Annotated in this window: 13 protein-coding genes; 8 read left to right on the forward strand and 5 right to left on the reverse strand. The window is 37.4% G+C overall.

The window, feature by feature from the left end:
- Positions 1-333: 333 nt before the first annotated feature.
- The 8 genes from PBN151_RS28935 (at position 334) to PBN151_RS28980 (ending at position 9581) form a co-directional block, all read left to right on the forward strand.
- Entirely contained in the window at positions 334-1089 is a 756-nt protein-coding gene (locus PBN151_RS28935; protein WP_072732067.1) for an AlbA family DNA-binding domain-containing protein, read from the forward strand.
- Between the two features lie 208 nt (positions 1090-1297).
- Positions 1298-1972: a hypothetical protein gene (locus PBN151_RS28940; RefSeq protein WP_072732068.1), complete on the forward strand. Its 675-nt coding sequence runs from the start codon at positions 1298-1300 to the stop codon at positions 1970-1972.
- A gap of 136 nt (positions 1973-2108) precedes the next feature.
- The gene (locus tag PBN151_RS28945; RefSeq protein ID WP_139295451.1) at positions 2109-2906 is read left to right on the forward strand and encodes a hypothetical protein; all 798 of its coding nucleotides are present in this window, start codon (positions 2109-2111) and stop codon (positions 2904-2906) included.
- 835 nt (positions 2907-3741) lie between these two features.
- Positions 3742-5796, forward strand: a complete 2055-nt coding sequence (locus tag PBN151_RS28955; protein ID WP_072732071.1) for a P-loop NTPase fold protein — start codon at positions 3742-3744, stop codon at positions 5794-5796.
- 340 nt (positions 5797-6136) lie between these two features.
- Positions 6137-6493, forward strand: coding sequence for a low molecular weight protein tyrosine phosphatase family protein (locus PBN151_RS28960; protein WP_072732072.1), 357 nt, complete (start codon positions 6137-6139; stop codon positions 6491-6493).
- A gap of 266 nt (positions 6494-6759) precedes the next feature.
- Entirely contained in the window at positions 6760-7752 is a 993-nt protein-coding gene (locus PBN151_RS28965; RefSeq protein ID WP_072732073.1) for a helveticin J family class III bacteriocin, read from the forward strand.
- A 315-nt stretch (positions 7753-8067) separates the two neighbouring features.
- A complete protein-coding gene (locus PBN151_RS28970; RefSeq protein ID WP_072732074.1) occupies positions 8068-8841 on the forward strand; it encodes an arylamine N-acetyltransferase in 774 nt (257 codons plus the stop codon).
- Positions 8842-9401: 560 nt separating this feature from the next.
- Positions 9402-9581, forward strand: coding sequence for a hypothetical protein (locus PBN151_RS28980; protein ID WP_028532681.1), 180 nt, complete (start codon positions 9402-9404; stop codon positions 9579-9581).
- 413 nt (positions 9582-9994) lie between these two features.
- Here PBN151_RS28980 and PBN151_RS28985 read toward each other — a convergent pair whose 3' ends face one another.
- The 5 genes from PBN151_RS28985 to PBN151_RS29010 form a co-directional block, all read right to left on the reverse strand.
- Complete coding sequence (locus tag PBN151_RS28985) at positions 9995-10264, reverse strand: hypothetical protein (RefSeq protein WP_072732076.1); 270 nt, start codon at positions 10262-10264, stop codon at positions 9995-9997.
- A 1131-nt stretch (positions 10265-11395) separates the two neighbouring features.
- Complete coding sequence (locus PBN151_RS28990; RefSeq protein WP_227775193.1) at positions 11396-11554, reverse strand: aspartyl-phosphate phosphatase Spo0E family protein; 159 nt, start codon at positions 11552-11554, stop codon at positions 11396-11398.
- A 442-nt stretch (positions 11555-11996) separates the two neighbouring features.
- Positions 11997-12644, reverse strand: coding sequence for a hypothetical protein (locus tag PBN151_RS29000; protein WP_083545379.1), 648 nt, complete (start codon positions 12642-12644; stop codon positions 11997-11999).
- Between the two features lie 235 nt (positions 12645-12879).
- Positions 12880-14097: a helix-turn-helix domain-containing protein gene (locus PBN151_RS29005; protein ID WP_072732078.1), complete on the reverse strand. Its 1218-nt coding sequence runs from the start codon at positions 14095-14097 to the stop codon at positions 12880-12882.
- Positions 14098-15264: 1167 nt separating this feature from the next.
- The gene (locus tag PBN151_RS29010) at positions 15265-17199 is read right to left on the reverse strand and encodes an Ig-like domain-containing protein (RefSeq protein WP_139295453.1); all 1935 of its coding nucleotides are present in this window, start codon (positions 17197-17199) and stop codon (positions 15265-15267) included.
- Positions 17200-17408 lie beyond the last annotated feature (209 nt).

A 17408-nucleotide genomic window follows, 5' to 3' on the forward strand; every position in this document is an offset into this window, starting at 1 on the left:
GGCTATCGCTTCAGTTTAGATATAAATAGATTTACAGATACAGATATAGAGAAGATAAATAGAAGATAAGATAAAAGGTTAGAATTATAGTTGAGTCGGAAGGCACGCTAGCAGTTAGGGGAATGTCCCTAACTGCTAACGTGTCTTTTTGTATTGGAATAGGTCATTGGAACTTATTTCAGGTGAGGGAATACTGATTTCAGTATGTATGTTGAATAAATGGTATAAATTACATGGAAATATCGACCTGTGCATGGATAATTAGTAGTGGGTATTTGCGAAGTTTGCGAATATACAGTTATAGGAAATATCCGAAAAAATGAGGGGAAGAACATGAATACACTTAAGGAGAGTTTTGCTCAATTTATAGAGGAACCTACTCGAGAAGGCTTACGTGAAGTATTAAGGACAAATCTTGGAGAAACAAATAATTTAGATTTTAAAGAGGAATGGCCGGCTTATCCAAAAGTAGCAAAACTCATCTTAGCTTTAGCTAATAGCGGTGGGGGCTGTATTATTTTCGGTGTTAAAGAGAGTGAATCTTCCGATCTGATACCTGTCGGAATAAATGAGATTGTTGATAAAGCAGAGATTCAAAGTAAGCTATGCCTGTTCCTTCCTGATGAACTAACGTGGGAAGTATTAGATTTTCGTTACAATGATTCAGAATATTCATCAATTGTTGGTAAGAAATATCAAGTGATTTTTGTAAAGGACGATCCAGAACATATACCATTTATTACTCAGAAGAATGGTGAAAATATAAAAAATGCTGCAATTTATGTTAGGCGTGGTACAAGTTCGGAAGAAGTAAATTATGTTGAATTACAGAAGATAGTTAATAGAAGAATAGAAACAGGTTATTCAACTACTTCTGAAATTAAATTAGAAGAGCATTTATCACAATTACAGATATTGTTTTCAAACGTTGAGAAATATAAGTTTACTTCTTTGTTAGAGCCATTACGCGGCATGCTTTTGGGAACTAAAGAACTAAATCCGAAGTATCCTGAAGAAGATTATGAAAGCTTTATTCTAAGAATGATAAGTAGAAAAAAACTGAAAATTGAAAGACTTATTGATAATTGATTTAAGCTATTTCAATGATGTCGGATACTACGTATCTGAGCTGCAGACCTCGGTCTGCAAGAGAGCATTACAAAGAGGTGACTCAGCAGACAATCCTGAGAGGCTAAGTTCGTCGGATTCAGTCGCTAGCGTTGCCTTAAGCCTCTCGGGCTCGTAGATACAAACAACGTTATTCAAAATCGATCAAACAAAAAAGGAGATAAGTATATTGATTCATCAGATCATTCATTTCTACATTAAAGAATTAGGGAATTATAATTTAGTATTCAAGAAGATGAAGGTATATTGGTTTGGTTATATAGGCTTTTTGTTGTTTGTTGGAACTATTATTCTATTCTCACCTGAAGATTATAAGCAGTGGGCTTCTATTATCTTCTTCACTTTAACGCTTATTGGAATATACCTTGTGAACTGGAAGGCAAAGAAAGTGGTGTTTAATACTTACGGACTTGATCAAGATGAAGTAATGTGGGGCGGGTCTAGTTTTGCTTCCTATAAAGAAGAAAGATTAAAAGAATATTTAGAAACTAAATTAAATTTAAACTTAACAAAAAAATCCACAAAAATTATTGATGCATTAAACAAAGAAATAGAAACAACAAGACTTTCGATTTTTTTTGTTCCAGGTATATTTATAGGACTATTTATTCCAATTTGGAACCAGTACGCTGTTTCTCTATTTAGGAGTATAAGTATCAGAAGTGAAATAGTAGAACTCTTAGTAACTCATGTTGTTGGAATTGCTATTATTACATATTTGGCTTCTGTAGTTAAATTTGTTTTATCAGATGTAATTGCATTTAGAAGGACGAGATTAAAAGAGCTTGTAGGTTTAGTTGAAGGTATCTCATTGAAGCTAGATGAAGGTAACTCTGAAAAGTGATGAACTTTGGGTTCACGCACTGGGCATTCGTCCTCAGGTCAGCAGAAGTAATTGGTAGGGAATCCAAGGTAGCCGGACACCAACGACTAAGTGCATCGCACCCGGCGAATTCGTCGCATTAATTCGGTGGGAATTCGTGAATACAAGAACGTTATGTGCAATTACTACATTAATTGAAATAACAAAAAAGAGAGGAAAAACCTCCATGAAACTTGATCCAAAACAATTATATGAGTATTTTGAATCAATTGGTATTAAATACTTATATCATGCGAATACAGTGCCAACAGCATGCACATTTATTCGTGCCGGTGGCATTCTCTCAAGAGGTGCAGTAGAAGAACAAGGATTATATCAAACTCCTCAAAGCTCAGACGAAGTGGATCAAGAATTTAATGTATGGAATGATATTTTTCTTGATTGTAATGATTTACATAAGAGATTTGGTAGAGAAAATAGGTATGGGCCAGTATTATTCAAATATAGTATTGAATTATTACTTGATCATAATTTACCAGAGGTATGGATTACCAAGGATAATCCAATACGGTGGAATTCAGAGCAAAAAGTTGAAGAAAGGTATTTTATAAACATTGATGAACTTAAGGACAGTTATAGTGACAAATCATATATTGAAATGATTACATTAAGGTTTACTAAATCACCGTTATCTTTTAAATACTTAAAGGAAATCATTTTAGACAATCCAAAGGTTCGTATTGGTGAATTGATTTTATATAAAGATGCAGCAAAAATATTAAAAGAATCATTGGATTCAAGTGATTTTGATTACACTGGCTTAAAGAGAACCACTAGAAACTGTATAGCATGTTATTGCCATTCAAACTATCTGCGACAATACACACCAGCAAAATTAAAAATAATATTTAGGGGAAATGATGGATACCCTGAAGATGGCAGTAACAGAGCATAACAACATATCTATGCCCAAGGGCCTTCCGCCCGTAGGTTCGTCAAAAGTAATCAAAGAGGTAGCTCCAACGAACAACCCTAAGAGGCTAAGTCCGTCGAACCCGGACGCATTCACTCCCAAAGCCTCTCGGTTTCGTAGATACACAACGTTAATATCCCAATCTTTATTATCACAATAAATTTTCCTTGTAAAAATGTAAAGATTATGAGTTTGATAATGGGGGAGAAAAAAATATGTCAGACAACATTAGGCTGCTACAGCTGGAATTACCAGAATCTGAACAAAAATTGTTTGAACAGAAAAAGTTGAATTCAAGAAGCTATCTGAGATTGAATATTGAAAATAATAAATTTTATTATTTTCAATTATTCGGAAGATGTTTTCTATTTAGAAGTTTAGACGCCAGCTTGATGAGAGATGAAGGATTACTCCATTCTTTAATCCATTAGAACAAGCGAAAAAAAGTTTGATTTAAATAAACGATCAACAATTCCTAATTTATTGGATGAAAAATATAAAGTGAGACAAATGCTTATTTAGAGATTATTGATTTCCAGTGATTCGTGAGTGATTCAGGAAGTCGGGAACTTCGTTTATCACTGCATTCAGGCATACGGCAGGTATTGGTCGTCTCTCGGTCTCCAGAAGGATTTCGAGGAAGTGAACCCAAGAACACATCCGACACCCCTAAGATAAGAGCTATCTATCGAGTTGGGGGTGTCATGAATGCGGAAACGATAAATGAAATTCCTAATATTAATACGGATTGATCTTAGATACTAGAGACCAATAATTATTACTTTCTAATCATTGAAGCATAAGGTGGAATATGAAAATGGAGCATTTAGTTGAAACGATTCTTGACTATGTAAAAAAAGATGACACTAATTATGCACTTATGATTAATGGGAAATGGGGGAGTGGTAAGACTTTTTTTTGGCAAAATAAAGTGAAAGGTAAAATTGAAGAGATAGCAATAGGTGAAGATACCCTTAAAACTATTTACATATCTTTGTATGGAATAACTAACGTTGATGAGATAAGTAAAAAAATTTGTTATGAAGTTTATTCCACTTCCTTAAAGAAAAATAAAAAATTAAAAGGACTTATGGAAAGCAAAATGGGAAATGCATTGCCTGAACTAGGCAAAATGATATTAAGTGTTGGAAAATCACTTGGTATAGATCCAATCGGGGAAACTAATGTTGATTGGAGTAAATTGTTCTCCTTCAAAAATAAAGTTTTATGTTTTGATGACTTAGAAAGAGCAAATATCAGTATTACTGAAATCCTAGGTTATATCAATAATTTTGTAGAACATGATGGCGTCAAAACAATTATTATATGTCATGAGGAAGAGATTATTTCTAAGGTAGTAACCGAGAATAATGAGTTAAAAAAAATGGTTGCTACTTACATATTAAATATAGAAGGGAAATTAGTTGGAACAAATCAAAATGCTTCAACAGTGAAAGATGAACAACCACAAAAATCCATACTTGAAAAAATAAATGGAATGGTAACGGATTTATTCGAAAAAAGCAATGATTATAAAAGTATTAAAGAAAAATTAATCGGAAAGACACTCTATTATCACCCTGATCATTTACAAATAATAGAGAACATTATTAGTAATAATAATGGATATTCCTCTAAAAGTTTTGCTTTAATGAACAAAGCCCATATAATTGATATTTTTAATAGAAGCAATACTAGAAATATAAGAATTTTAATTCAAGCCCTTAGCGATTTTGAACGTATATATAAAAAGCTTGAAAAACACTACTCGAAGTTGGACAATCAGATCAAACTTTCCATCTTAATTCATACTCTGATTCATTCTTTTGAGTTGAAATCAGGAAATATTTCAAGTAATGATTTCTTAGAAATAAATTCTAATGCCGATCTTCAACAAAGAATTATTATGGACAGAATGTACAAAAAAGAATCAAATTTATCTGAAGTATTAATGAAATATAATAATGTGTATTCAAAAGGAGAATTCATCTTTTATTCCTTTGTTAAAGAACTAGTTTGTAAAGGAATTTTTCAAATTGAGGTGTTTGAGCGTGAAATTGAAGCTCAACTAGCAAATTTATCTATTAAACAATCACCAGGATATATCAAAATAATTCGGGAAGGATACTGGGAACTTACGGATGATGAGTTCGCAACAGCTCTTTCCGAAACTTATGATGTTATAAAGAATGGTGAGGTTAGCCTGAAATATTATTATTCTGGGTTTTTAGTGTTTTTAAAGTTCAAAGAGTTAGGATTGGTAACCGAAGAGATTCAAGAAATAAAAAAAATGTTCATGGATGGTCTTGATAAAGCATCAAAGAATGCAAAATATTTTTCCGACTTAAATAGTTATTTTATTCGTTACGAGAATTATAGTAATGACCCAGATGTTTTGGAAATAAGGCAAAGAATTACTGATATTAATAATGATCTTAACCTCGAAAAAGAAAAAAACAATGTATGTGAATTAATGAAGCTGTTGGAACACGATCTCTTGGAATTTTATAAAAAGGTTGATGAAGAGCATTGGTATAAGCCACTATTTGCATATACTGAATCGAAATTGATAATGGATATTGTTTTAGCTATGCCCAATAAAGATATTTTTAAATTCAATCACTTTATGTTTAAGAGATACCAGGAGATAGAAGAGAATTTGTTGATTGATATTTCAGTTCTGAATGAATTGAGGGCATTGGTCGAGGAATATATAGATGATTTCTTAAAAAGAAATGAATTGAAGTTAAGGATTTCAAATTTGCAAATATTAAACAATACACTTCAAACTATCTCAAATAATTATCAAAATAAGTTTTGTGTCGAGGTTGAATCTGTCGATTCAGATGCTTCACAAGAGATGAATGTTTAATTAGGTGGTCAGTAACTCCACAAAAACCGTCTCGTATCTACATGGTGGGCGCTGCCTTTGGTTAGCAAAGATGAAGTAAGCAAGTTGATAACCCTACGAGGTTAAATCCGTTGGATCCGGCGCTATGCGAATGAAGCTTCTCGGTACGAAAATACAATTGGAATGACCCAAGATATAAGGATGGATAGGAATTTTTAATAATTTAAACAAATCAGCGAATTTCGGAAAAGATCTAGTAGGGAGGGTTCTAGAAGATATTGTTTACATACTGTTTGGATAAAGTATATAAGTTGAGTTTAAATAGTCGAAAATACAACTAACGTTGATAAGGAAAATTTCAATGGATGTAACAAATGAAATGAAAAAATTACTATTCGTATGCAGCAGAAATAAATGGAGAAGCTTAACTGCGGAGAAAATCTTTAATCTTTTGAGTGAATATGATGTAAGGTCAGCGGGTACTGAAGAGGGTGCTCGGATTAAAGTTACAGGTGGTCATATTGGCTGGGCAGATATCATTTTTGTGATGGAGAAGAAGCATATAAGAAGATTAAGAGATAAGTATAGTTTTGAGTTGAATGGTAAGAAACTAATATGCTTGGATATTCCAGATGATTTTACATATATGGATGAAGAACTAATCGAGTTGTTGAAAGCAAGAGTATCCGAATATATAGAAATCCCAGATGAATTTTGAAAGAAATAGAAGAAGCCTCAACTGCGAACAAAAAGTGATTCATTGGAGACATTATGGGCATCAAACTTGTTCTTGTTACCGTTGAAGAGAAGGAATTATTAGACTGAATGTTGATTAACCGCTAGGGACATTTTCAGAAATTTAACATCCTACATTCTTGCATTCTCAATATGAATTTGTCCATAATCGAGTAAAGTGGTTTCAATTGATTGATTACACTTTCCGGTATCTTGTCCAATAATATTTCTCTTAATGGAGGTATCCGTATGTCGCAAGTTCAAGTTTTGGGTCTTCTGAAAAGCCAGTTGAAAATGTTCAAATCTGTTGTTCTCGCCATTCTTATTTTTGGAATGTCTGTTTTGCCCGCTTTTGCGGCTACTCCTGGGAAAACGGTAAGCGCATCGGCCACGCTCGCTTACAATCTAAAAGGCTTGAATCACAATGTGGCTGTGCAGAAAGCTTACATCGCAGATAAGTATCTTTACGTAACTCAGCGGTCGGGGGGAACATGTTATCTTTCACGGTTGCTCATAAACGGAAATAACGCTACATACATGGATGAAATGACCGTTACCAACACTGGACATTGTCAAACCCTCGATATGTATACATACAACAATATCAATTATTTCTATTTCAGTTCAAAAGCCGATCCTTCAACATCGTATAACTGGTCCCTACAGGTGGCACGACTTACATACGCTGCCGGCACGACAGTTGATTATACGAATATTCATCGGTTCACCTACATGAATTATGCGAATAAAACGGGTGCAAGACTAGGGGAGACCTATCGTGTTGATGGAGGAGGCAATAGTAAATATACGGTTTTCAGGGTACAAACGAAAGAAGGTACCGTAACTTGGTCGATATATGACACAGTGGCATTGAATAAACTTCTTGATAGCAACGAACAAGTTCGTCTGGATAGTGCGGCGGCGATAAACGCATGTGTGACCAGTTTTACTCAGTCAGGTGATGGTATAGTCAGACCTAATGGATCTTTCCAGGGGGCTGATATGCTCGATAGCACAGAAATTTATACGTCAGGCGGAGCAGAAGGTGAAACCCCGCAGATTGCGATGTTGACAAACACTGGAGCGTACAAAGCCCTCGTAAAAATTACGAATGTGGGAACTCATGAAATCGAGGGAGTACAGACCAAAAACGGTAACGTATATTTTACAATCGTTACGGATCCCGTAAATAAGAAAGATACACAGAAAGTTTATTACGTTCCTGATAGCGTATTTAAATAACGGTCAAACGGGTCAATCCTAGTGCGTAACGTTTCCAAACAGAAACCAAGTGCAGACATGATAAGCCGCCATTTTGGTGGCTTATTTGTCGTCTTGAAGAAGTATTGGAGCTCACAACAGATGAATGCTTATAATGTCGACCATCATCGGGCACATGGGAATATCGCTCTTACAACTGCAGCTCTAATTAGATTATATTTTGAAATATAGACTGGAAAATATGGAAATTACAAGCGATGAGGGAGATAATAAATATAGGAAAGATGCCTTGTTCAATGGGATAAATATCGCGAAAGCATATGAAAGGAGTTCACTATGGAACATGAAGCGTTAGTTGCTCGGTTTATTCATTTTCTGTCGGTTGAAAAGCAGCCTATTAGCTTGGCGTTTCTCAATGAACTTGTTCAGAGGCATCAAGAGAGAGTAAGATGGGAAACGCTGACGAAAATACTCGATTGGGAAAAAGGAAATCAAACAGGCAACTACTTTCCTCCCATTGATACGTACATCGAGCGCATCGTGAACAAAGGGATGGGAGGAACATGCTGGACAAATGCAATAGGGTTTCATTGGCTGCTATCCCGGCTTGGATTTTCCGTTTCTTATATGTACATGGATCCTGGCCACTTGTGTTTGCGCGTGGACCTCGATCAACCTTACTATGTAGATGTCGGGTATTGTGCTCCGCTATTTCAGGCATACCCGCTGTATCATTCTTTTCAAGTGAAAAATGTAAGGGAAGTCTTTACCTATCAGGTATTTCAGAATGAAATTCAGATTATTCGAAACCCCGGACCTACTAAAACCCTTGATCCCAATCCGATAGTATTAGAAAAAATGACTCCGCTGATTAGGAACGCGAACAATTGGGATACATCGCCTATGCTGCAAAACATTCAAATTTTCGGCTACATCAATGGAATTCCGACTTCGTTGAACGATAATGTGCTAAAGCAATATTTTCAGCATGAGAAGGTGGAAAGACATCTAAACCCTGACGAGCTGAGAGAATGGGTTACGGAAAAGTTTCAAATCGATCAGCAAATGTACGAAAGTGCCTTAAGCATATTCAGTGAGAATAGAACATAATGTATGGAGCCTATCGAGAAATACATGTTATTAGATAGGAAGCAGATCCTATATGCTAGCGTGTACGAGCAAAAGATAAACTTAAATATTATCTTGGCTTTTAAATGTTGTGCTTAACTTTACGGGTATAGCGGAGGATGGATTCACATATGCGTTTGAATAGATTGCCTAAATGGTTGGCGGAAATTGCAGCTAGAACTATTGTCTTCTTTCTGTAAGACAAATAAAGGAGGAACTAAACGTGTATATACTGGCACTGATTATATTTATTATTACAGGTTTAGTATCCGTACTTGATATTTTGATTGGTATAAGTAATTTAGGTGGTGAGGGGTTCAATCTGGTGTTTAGAATTTCACGGTTGTTGTTCGTTTCCTCAGCACTATTTTTGTTGGTTCGAAAGAATAGAAGCAGTAAAAAGAAGGACTAGTTCCCACGAATCGAAGGAGCACTTGCAGTAACAGGGAACGAGACGGTTGCTTGGTGGGTCACTAAAGCATTGATGTTATTGCTGTAAGTAAAAGTCCTGAGTACAACTTTTATCTAGAGGTGGTGAGAGGTTGGAAGACAAAAAGTTTAATAAGCTAACCACTGCAACAGCTGTCATTCTCCCAATATTATTTATTGTCACATTCTTTGTTTTGCTCAAAATGAACTACTTGGTTACAGATATTATTGCATATGTTTTAGCTGTTGTTTGGATTGTGGTTACAGTAAGAGGTATGAAACGGCGGAAGTGATGGGAACAATGCTAAAACAGGGACACCTTCGGGTGTCCTTATTAAATAAGAGATTGATTCATTAATGGGGGGCAACTTAGTGTCGATTAACACATGATGGGAGGTTTAATATCAAAGATAATCAAAGTCAAAGACAATCATCAGTTCAGCCTGTAGATGAGTTTCAAGCACACAGCAGTCTCCTATGTTAAAACAAATAAACCGCCAAATTGGCGGCTTACTATGTTTGCATTGGAATTCTGTTTGGAAACTTTGCGTAAGGAGCCTGCCAGCTTTCATTTGGTGAGAAACTTGTCAAGTCGACCATTTATTCGGGTGCATGGCATCTTACAACTACAGCTCTAATTGGATAATTGGGGGTTACTTTGGCTGTTTTAAGAAATTAAGGATGCCTCGAAAACGCATCCCTTTTATTATTCTGTATCAGGTTTGAAAACTAAATACAGCACATAAACAATAAGTGTAGCGATACCCAATTCAAATAATAGCCTCAAATAATCCAATTGATAAGCAACAAAGAATTCACCAACTTTTTGTTCGCCTTGCAACTCCCACAGAGGAACGTACTCCTTGGATTCATACTTCATTTCTCTGCCCCAAACTACTGTCACTGGAACTTTTAATACACCTAAAATTGTGATTACGATCAAATAAATACTTAGAAAAATTCTCTTAATAAGCAAATACAGGACCTCCCATAATAGTTGATTCACAGTATTCGACATTTCGAGAACAAAACGCCTAAAATTATTTTTTATTGTATCAATATTCGACAGACAGGCATTTGACTACATGTTAAATTAAGATCAACATTTAGGATTTATCTAAATGTACCATATTATAGGAGAAATAAGAAGATATAAAAAGTATCTATTGCATCTTTGACCTTACTTCTTAGTTGCAGTTTGCTCATGCCTGCTGTATCTACCAGTCCAGATATTACACAGAACAGTGAAAATCTCCCTGGTTATGAGAAGAGATGATTAGATGTTAACATATTTGATTATTTTCATAGCCAACTTTGTAGTAGCTTACTTCTACATCGACTATGGAGACTATGTTAAAGCTTTTTGGCTGTCAGTTTACTTGGTGACAATGGTTTTTGTTGTTGATTTAATTAAGCACTATATAAAAAAAGGAAACAATAAATAGGGTCAGGCTAAACAAGGTTCTCTCTTTCTTAGCAGATTGCAAGCTAACCACCGTCCTTGATGGAGTTCGTTATGAAGTTCGTTGTATTGTCGGTTTAAACTCTTTAGACCTTAGAATTTCCTACTGGAGATACCAAGGCCTTTGTGTAAATTGCACTCTGATTCAAAATGATCACATCTACATATCTTGGGGCGTAGGATTAACGGCAGAAGATATTATGTTGTCCTTTATTTAATACCTTAAAGGTAGGAGGCGGTATTTATGGATCAGGAAACTAGAAAAATTTTGAAATTTATTCTTAGAACTATTGCAGTTATTTTAGTTCTTGTCATCATCTTAATTGTTTTTGGCGTAGTTCAATTCATTCTCCTGACCTCATGACATGATTTTAGTATAGTTGATAGACATAATGATGGATAATCCAAATTTATTTCCCTTATTCAGAATAAGGGTTTTTTATTAATAGGGGTAACTTTGTGTCAATTGACATCAGAGAGTTGTTAAAACACCTAATTTGTAGTAAAGCTCAATCCGGTCTTGCTGGGGGAAGAAATCAGCGTGAGTGGTCTATGATGAGGTTATATAATGACAATTATTTGATGGAGTCGATGTTTTGTTACAGCTTTTCACGTTCTGTCTAAATGAGCGCTTACATACTTGTATTAAATGCGTTTCCATAACCTCAAAGTTTGTTGCTTTACAATGAGTTCATCTAATTGCTGGCTTATCCGTACAACCTCTTCGTCAGTGAAGTTTTGTTTCTCTCTTACGACTTCGATTAATTTGTTCCTTAGATTATTTATTTGTTCATTAATTATCAATATGGTTTCACCTCACGCACACTCTACAATGATTGTTTCCACTGGTAAGTATAATGTACGTTTCAATATATTCCATATAATAGGATGAAAGAAACGAAATTACAAAATTGAAAGAGCACCCGGAGGTGCCCCTTTGATTGCTTTTATTTGTTCATTTTCTTCTTGTAGATTAATTGCTGCCTAACAAGCCCAATAAACACAACTGTAGAGAGTACAGATTGAATCCAATTGTCAGCATTTTTGAAAATCGTGTTGTAATATGAGACGAGAACCACGAGAGCTACAAGCACTAAGAAAATGTAATTCCTTACTAAAATGTTTTTGCGAAAGATGAAATGGATAGCTAAAACGAATATTAAAATATATAGAGTGAGAAAAGAAACAGTGGTTAAAAGCGCTTCAAATTGACTGAGTTCCATAACTCCCTCCCTACGTTCTGTACTTACGAGTTAGTCGTTACCTCGTAATAAACAATCGGCAGCCAATGAATGTTGAGGGTCACGCCTCTACCGTGATTGTAATAATCAAAGTCATTGGCTATAACATTACCAGCGTATCCCCAAAAAAGACCTGTCACAGTTGCAAGCCAACCTCCTGGAATAAAGGCAGCTATGCCTGCAAGAAACGCAGTTGTATTACCTGATTGACGCATTGCAAGAGCGTGTGTTTTTGTCTCCGAGTCACTAAAAGTAATTGCTACTCCCCACCAGTAAGCGTTGCTGAATGCATTAGTTGAATATCTTTCTGGTACGCTCACTTGTCCGTTTTGGATCACAATTGTCCCTTGACGAACTTCTGCATTAAGGCTATCAATGCCTTTTTTGTAATGCTCATAGATGTCTGCACCTACGACATTCTTCGCGGCAGGATCAATCACGAATTGGTCTTTACTGACCGTGATGTAGCTATCCATGACTGATACGGCATTAAGAACCTTTTTGCTGAACTCATCCTTACCGATTTGAAGGTTGTGACCTTGTTTCTGTGACTCTACCTGCTGTTTTGGCACAGATGCCGCCAATGCCATTGGTGCGAACATCGAGAATGCCATGCTTACACTTAATAGGGATACGATCCATTTCTTCTTCAAGCAACTCGCCTCCTGGAATTTTTTTTGGCGAAGTTACTCTTATACATGGGCGGACTCAGCATCACGATAAATTGTATGCGCATCACTTATGTAATGATACATCATCTATTTCTAAGGTGATTTAAAGAGTAACCTCACATGGCGAATATATAATACGTTTCAGTTATTCCAGAAAATAGATGAAAAAGAAACGGAAAATAAAAGAAAAAGCACCTTTAAGGTGTTTCTAGCGCGATTATAATATATCACCATGGGTGAATGCCGTCTTGATTATCCGACAAAGCTTTTCTTTAACTCTAGCGTTCACTTTTGAGTAGTAAGAAGCTCCTTCCACCATATGATTAATACATGCTTCATAATCGCCGACAGCTAAATAATATTCGCCTTTGATTTGAAGGTAATCAGCATACCTAGAAAGGATTAAAGGGTTAGTCGTGTTTAAAATGGATGGGTTTATTGTGCTACCTTCTAATATATTTTTAGCACCTTCGAGGTTATTTTGCTGTAAGTACAAACGGAGTAGCTGGTTGGTAGCAGAAATTACAGAATCATTACTGCACGACTTCAAGAATAAAAGGAGTTGATTTATCGATAGTTCAATATTGCCCTTTTTGGAGTTGATATACGCCTCCATGAGAAGAACATTTTCTTGGGTATTCGGATAGTCGAATTGTTTATATTGCAAAGAGTACACTTCTGATTCTTCATACTTATGAAGAGCAAAGTACGAATCTCTAAGCAAGCCAAGTGCATGTACTTTGTAGGAACTTGTGCCGCTATCTATTGCAAGGATCATGTTACAGTGATCAATGCACTCACTATAGAGTCTCAAGTTATAAGCATGAACACCTAATTTGTAGTACAGCTCGACCCGTTCTTGTTGGGGTAAGAAATCAGCATAATGAAGAATATACTTCCCACTATAGTAGGTTTCCTTCAATTTGCTGAAATCGTTTCGCTCAATCAGGTATCGTTGATACATTCCTTTGGCGATGTAAGGCATCATTCCATGTGAACGTGAGTGCTCAATGATGAGATTATACAATAATAACTTAATGGAGGTATCTTCTATGGAGTTGATGCTCTGATAAAGCTTTTCGGTTAAATCGTAGCTATCTTCATTACAGGCTTCTAGGAACTTGGTGGCGACCTTTTGAATCAGTTCGTTGTTGCTCTTATGTTGGATCGTCGTGTGCAGAATATGCAGCAATGAATCTGATCTTCTCTCGATTTCCACGTAATAATCAATCAGTGTTTCTAAGGGGATATTTAATGCCTTTGCCAACGGGTGTACGGTCGAGAATTGCGGTCGTTTTACATCGCCGTTTTCAATTCGTGATATTGTCCCCTTTGGAATGCCGGATAGCTCTGATAATTGTGTTAATGTTATGTTTGATGCACGTCTGGTGTCTTGGATAAGTTCCCCGATTGTTTTGATGACCGCAACTTCCAATATAAGCCCTCCTCCTTTTGAATATATCACCTATATTTTACTATGTTATGAAGGTCGTGTAAATTGTGGGAGGACATTAGTAGCAAAGATAAGAAACGGAGGGAGATAATCTCACCCTTTTGTTTTGGATGGTAAAAAGGCTTGAGCTTCAATTCTCCGATTGATATGCAAAAATATCATACGAGAAGTTAATCGAGGAACTTCATCCAGAAATAAAATTATGGACGTTGGATACGATACAAAAAAGTCTAAGAAATCATTATTTTTACGAACAAAATGGGTACAAGTTGGTTGCTGAAGATAAATTTAAAAGACTTATTAATGGATCAAAGCAGCCTATCAAATCTTACTATTCAAAATTGTAATGTAAAGGGTATGACAATTAACGGAATCTTAGTCACTGAATTGCTAAAATCGTTCAATAAATAGATTTAGGCGGTTCAATTAAGGCTATGACATCATCCTATAATAGCTGGGATAGGAGACAAACATCAAACTTGTCCCTGTTACCTTTGAAGAGAAGGAATCATTCGTTAATCTATATCAATTTTATCTATATGACTTCAGTCTGTATGCAGATCAAGACGTAAGTAAAGATGGAAGATTCGAAGAGAACATCGATTACTTTTGGGAAGGCGACAAGCTGTGGAATCCTTATTTCATCGAGTTATCTGGAACAATCGTTGGGTTTTTGGTCGTGCTTTTTGAGAATTTAGATAACGATCCGGAACCGACACATGTCATCTATGATTTTAAGAATTATAGAAGAAATGGAATTGTGCTGTGAAGAAATAGAGATAACCAATCAGAAAAGGGGAACATACATAATGAATCAACAAGTTGTTTTAGACCATATCACAAATCTCCTGAAATGTGATTTATCGCAATCGCTAGTGGGAATCTATTCACACGGTTCAATGGCGATGGGATCTTTCCCCCTCAACAAAGTGATATTGATATATTAGCCATTGTAAAGGAAAAGCTACCCAATGATATGTACAAGATTATTGCTCGGGAAATAATTCGCCTATAAAAGGATGAATGCTAGAGCACGGCATTCGATATTGGAGTGAATATGGAGTAAGGTAGAAAAGTATTTTTTAGTTCCGAACTCCGTGCTCTAGCTAAGCCTTTACTTATAACGAAGATAATATGAATTACGGCTGATTACAAATCTAGCTCCGGCTGTTCCACTTCTTGCGGAACGGATGCCCGAAGCACCTGAACGTTGGACGTTGCTTGGAGTCCCCTATAGGCAGCATGGATTTTCGTGAATCCCGCCTTACGGCCAATCAGGTTCCCTTCATCATCGCACTCGAGAATCTCCAGATTGGCGCTTCGGAAAGTTGCTTCCTTGGTCACGTCTATTTCTTTATGTACAGAATAGTCGTAAAGTATGACCCTTACATCGATCATGGAGCCGGCACTTAGCGAGTAGTCGTTCGAATCCAGCCGGAGGTCTCCGCGGGCCGGTTCAGGCTCAACCCAATCCTCAGGCAGCACGGTTACTTTCAAGCTGGTATTGAGCCCTCCATAAATGGCCCCAATATAAGTGACTCCAGGTTCATGACCCGTGACTCTACCCGATGCGTCGATGTTGGCAATGCGAGAATCACCCGAGCTATACACGGCTACGCCAGATATATTGCTGACCATTCCATTACCGTACACGGCTTGCAGTACAGTCGGCATGCTGGTACCTGATTTTACTTGCATCTCTTTCTCCATGAATGAAATGCTTGCCAATGTCTGTTCGGTAGGAGGCATGTTCTCGAAAGGTGTCAGCTTCATGAGCTGAAGCTTCCATACCTCTCCTCGTTTCACGGTTCCAGTGAAAATAAACCCGCCGTCGCGAGCTATTGCTGCCTTGCCAACGTCGCTCAGCGGCGGGCCTGGGAGAACTTCGCGGCTTGTCAACACGCCGTTTACGTCGAACGTGACTATCGCATATTCCCATTTCCTGTCCGAGCTCTCGCTTAACGTGCCTGTACCGAGCAGGGCATACCCGTCTTTCGTCCGCACCAAGCTTCTGAACGATTCCGGGCTTGGGGCTGTATATGTTTTTTCCCACTCCGGCTGACCGTGTACGTCCGTCTTGGTGAGAATGGTGACATCACCCTGCTTCGTTTTTTTACGATTGCCTACCAGATAACCTCCATCATCGGAAGAGATGATAGAAAAGGCACGCCGTTTCGTATTTGGCTCGTGGAACGGCCGTGACCATACGATGTCGCCCTGCTCATTAAGCTTCATCATAAGCATGGCGTCCTCATCGCCAGACTCATAATCTGGATAGCCTATGCCGCCAATTACAATATAACCTCCATCACTGGCGGGTATCATATCGGCAAAGAATTCGCTGCCGATAAAGCGATAGTCTCTATACCATAACTTTTCTCCGTTGCTATCCACCTTCAGGATGTAGCCCTTTTCATAGGCGCTGGCAGAGAACATCCCTCTCCCGGCAATCATAAAGCTGCCATCATTCGTTTCAACAATAGCTACCGGAGTGTGGTGGAATTGACCATCCTCAACAGCCTTGTGCCACAGTACTTGTCCAGACGCATCCAGCCGAATGAGATATAGCTTGTCCATCGGTTTGCCGTCGTAGGACTTGTAGGTGCCGGCTACTAAATATCCTCCGTCCCTAGTCTCTATCGCCCGGTACGCGGCATTCCCGGACGAATAATGATCTAGCTTTTGCTCCCATAGCGGCTGTCCTTCTTCATCCGTTTTAATGAGATAAGCCTTAACGACATATTGCCAACTATCTTGCCCAATCATATCCTTCTCCGTAATGCTCCCTACCGTCAAATAACCGCCATCGGAGGTAGGGATGACCGCTTCCCCTCTGGAACTATTTCCATAATCCCTAAACCATTCCACGGCAGCCCGCGGTTGCGATGGCTCGGCAGCTGCTGGACTCATCATGCCCTGTAACCCGAGTGTTAGCATGATTCCGGCAACGCACACGGCTATCAAGCGTGTACATGTGTTGAACAAATGACGCACCTCTCTCCATGAATAATTGCTTGATGCTTGATGATTGTTGTCGAAGCAAGCGTTGTGGATAGCCTCTATTATGATTATCCATTGGATCATTATTCCTGTGTATCCCACGAATTGCATAATTCTGTATGACGCTCGAACGGTTTTTAATCCTGCACGATAGGGACGGCCTACCCATAAGCTCCGGTGAAAGAATGGGTTACTGAAAAGTTTGGTATTGAACAACAGTTATACGAAAATGCTTTGAGCATATTCAATGAGAAGAGAACATAATCTACGGAGCCTCATTGAGAAATGCACGT

It is taken from the genome of Paenibacillus sp. NAIST15-1 (genome assembly GCF_001894745.1).
In the GTDB taxonomy this organism is placed as follows: domain Bacteria; phylum Bacillota; class Bacilli; order Paenibacillales; family Paenibacillaceae; genus Paenibacillus_B; species Paenibacillus_B suaedae.